The organism is Niameybacter sp. (genome assembly GCF_036655075.1).
GTDB lineage: Bacteria > Bacillota > Clostridia > Lachnospirales > Cellulosilyticaceae > Holtiella.
Window position 1 is genome coordinate 1 of sequence record NZ_JAVVQU010000046.1, and the last position, 2,082, is coordinate 2,082.

General features: G+C 34.6%; 5 protein-coding genes. All 5 read left to right on the forward strand.

Annotated elements, in window-relative coordinates; all coding sequences use genetic code 11:
* Nucleotides 1-243 (forward strand): hypothetical protein (locus tag RRY75_RS11515; RefSeq protein ID WP_332716833.1); only part of this gene is annotated, 243 nt, incomplete at its 5' end.
* 60 nt (nt 244-303) lie between these two features.
* A complete protein-coding gene (locus RRY75_RS11520; RefSeq protein WP_332716836.1) occupies nt 304-633 on the forward strand; it encodes a hypothetical protein in 330 nt (109 codons plus the stop codon).
* A 144-nt stretch (nt 634-777) separates the two neighbouring features.
* Nucleotides 778-1,212: a universal stress protein gene (locus tag RRY75_RS11525; protein ID WP_332493672.1), complete on the forward strand. Its 435-nt coding sequence runs from the start codon at nt 778-780 to the stop codon at nt 1,210-1,212.
* A 45-nt stretch (nt 1,213-1,257) separates the two neighbouring features.
* Nucleotides 1,258-1,605 carry a hypothetical protein gene (locus RRY75_RS11530; protein ID WP_332716839.1) on the forward strand — a complete coding sequence of 116 codons (348 nt, stop codon included), beginning with the start codon at nt 1,258-1,260 and terminating at the stop codon, nt 1,603-1,605.
* 69 nt (nt 1,606-1,674) lie between these two features.
* Nucleotides 1,675-2,082, forward strand: a 408-nt coding sequence (locus tag RRY75_RS11535) for a hypothetical protein (protein ID WP_332716842.1), incomplete at its 3' end; no start/stop codon positions are given.

Sequence of the window (2,082 nt, forward strand, 5' to 3'; positions counted from 1 at the left end):
GTTGTAACACCGGTTGTGGTTGTAATGCTGGTTGTGGTTGTAGCAGTCCTCAACCACAACCTAGAAGAAAGCACAAAAAATGTGAGGTCTGTACCTGTAGTTCCTTCGGCTCACCATGTACAAACACAACCAACTGGGGTCGTTGCGAATAATTTTAGCCCAATTAAAGAGGTTGCCCATGCAACCTCTTTTTATATTCAACTTATAAGCAATTCCTACTTACTCTTTTCATATACTATATAGTAAGAAGTTTAAAACACACTCTTGTTATAAGAACTTTATTTCATGAAAGGAGCCTTTAATATGTTTAATAATCATATTAAAATTACTAATATATCTGATACCATGCTTAACAATGTGACTTTATACTTACCTGATATAAAACCTGACTTATCTAACTTGATGGTCGTTCGTGAGCGAGGCAGCTTAAGTTTCGGACCTAATACAGAAAAAATTTGTCTAGGCAACCTATACCCTGAAGAAACAGCTTATCTTTACTATACCGTTAGCACACCTATACCCACATCTTCCTTATTTAAAAATCCACCTAAAATTGTATTTTTACCTGAAGGAGATGAAAAATCCTCTGAGAATATTCATGCTTTTTTATATTTCGAACAAATTGCTGAGTAATTCTTAGAATTTTTATATTATATTTCATTGGGATAGTATAATTTTTATATAAAAAGTGAAAAATTTCTTTATATTGTAGTTACATTTAATTATTCTGATTTTTATGTTATAATTGTTTTATACACTATCAAAGGAGAGATGTCTATGAAAACTACTACTATTCTCTTACCTATTACCCACACTCTAGATACAGATCTAATCTACTTCACCAAGGCACTTGCCAAACAACACGGCGCTAAGCTTATTTGCTTGTATATCACCAGTCCTCTTTCTCTTACTAACTGCTATACCTATCCAAGCTTACTGTACTCCATCGCCAACTTAAATGTAGACCTTGTTCAAATGGCTCAAGAAGACATGGTCAAAAGAATCAATGCCCTCCTGAATGACTGTGAGCACGAGACCCTCTGCCTTATCGGTCCAACAACCGATACTATTATCAGTGTTGCCAAACAAAAAGAGGTAGACCTCATTGTTATTCCTAAACAAAAAGAAAGTACACATAGTAAGTTTGTCATCTCACCCAAAGATAAATTACAGAAGAAGTGCCAAATTAATGTTATTGAGTACACTAAGTAAACTTGCTATAATAAGGCTTAAAAGATTATTTATTGAGGTGAAATAGTGGAAATCAAGCCTTTATCCGAAATTGAACGTAGTATCTTGAAGAACTATAGAAAATATATATGGTCTCCTTTCATCAAAGCAGTCAAAGACTATAAGCTCATTGAAGAAGGAGATACCATTGCAGTTGCTATTTCAGGTGGTAAAGATAGTCTCTTATTGGCGAAGCTGTTCCAAATGCTTGCACGTCATACAGATACTCCCTTTACCCCTATTTTTATTTCTATGGACCCAGGCTTCAATGCCGAGAACAAAGCTAACCTTATTGCTAACTGCAAACACTTAGACATTCCTGTACATTTTTATGACTCCATATTACTTCTTTATAAAAATAAATTAAATATATAGTGCCACTTTATAATTAAGCCTCATACAATATATTAACACTGATCAAATTGAGTGAGATGGAGGCGTATTATGACAGCAAAATCTTCTTGTACCAAGTATTCAGTTCAAGATTGTTGTGGGAAATGTGGCACTTATTGTTGCGCACTCTGCCCAACAAGTGTTTGCAACTGTACCCCTTGTGGAAAATCAGGTCTTATCACAGCTTTGAAATGGCTAGATTATCATGATATTAAAGTTACTGTGTATAACCTTAATCAAAGTACTAAAGGATCTATTAATACTGTTGGCGAATATATTGTAGAGCTTCAAATATCAGACAATGTCAAAGAAAACATTTCATTATGTGCACTGACACGTATTACTTTTTCTACGACTATCCCTGTAGTAGATACACTTCTTGTACCACCCTATCCATTATGTAGTGTAGATGCTACCCAATGCAACTGTGATGAGGCTATCCGAAAACTATTTGACCCA

What these genes read in the sequence shown, in the direction of transcription:
- RRY75_RS11520 (WP_332716836.1), top strand. Translation starts at nt 304, where the DNA reads ATGTTTAATAATCATATTAAAATTACTAATATATCTGATACCATGCTT.
- RRY75_RS11525 (WP_332493672.1), top strand. Translation starts at nt 778, where the DNA reads ATGAAAACTACTACTATTCTCTTACCTATTACCCACACTCTAGATACA.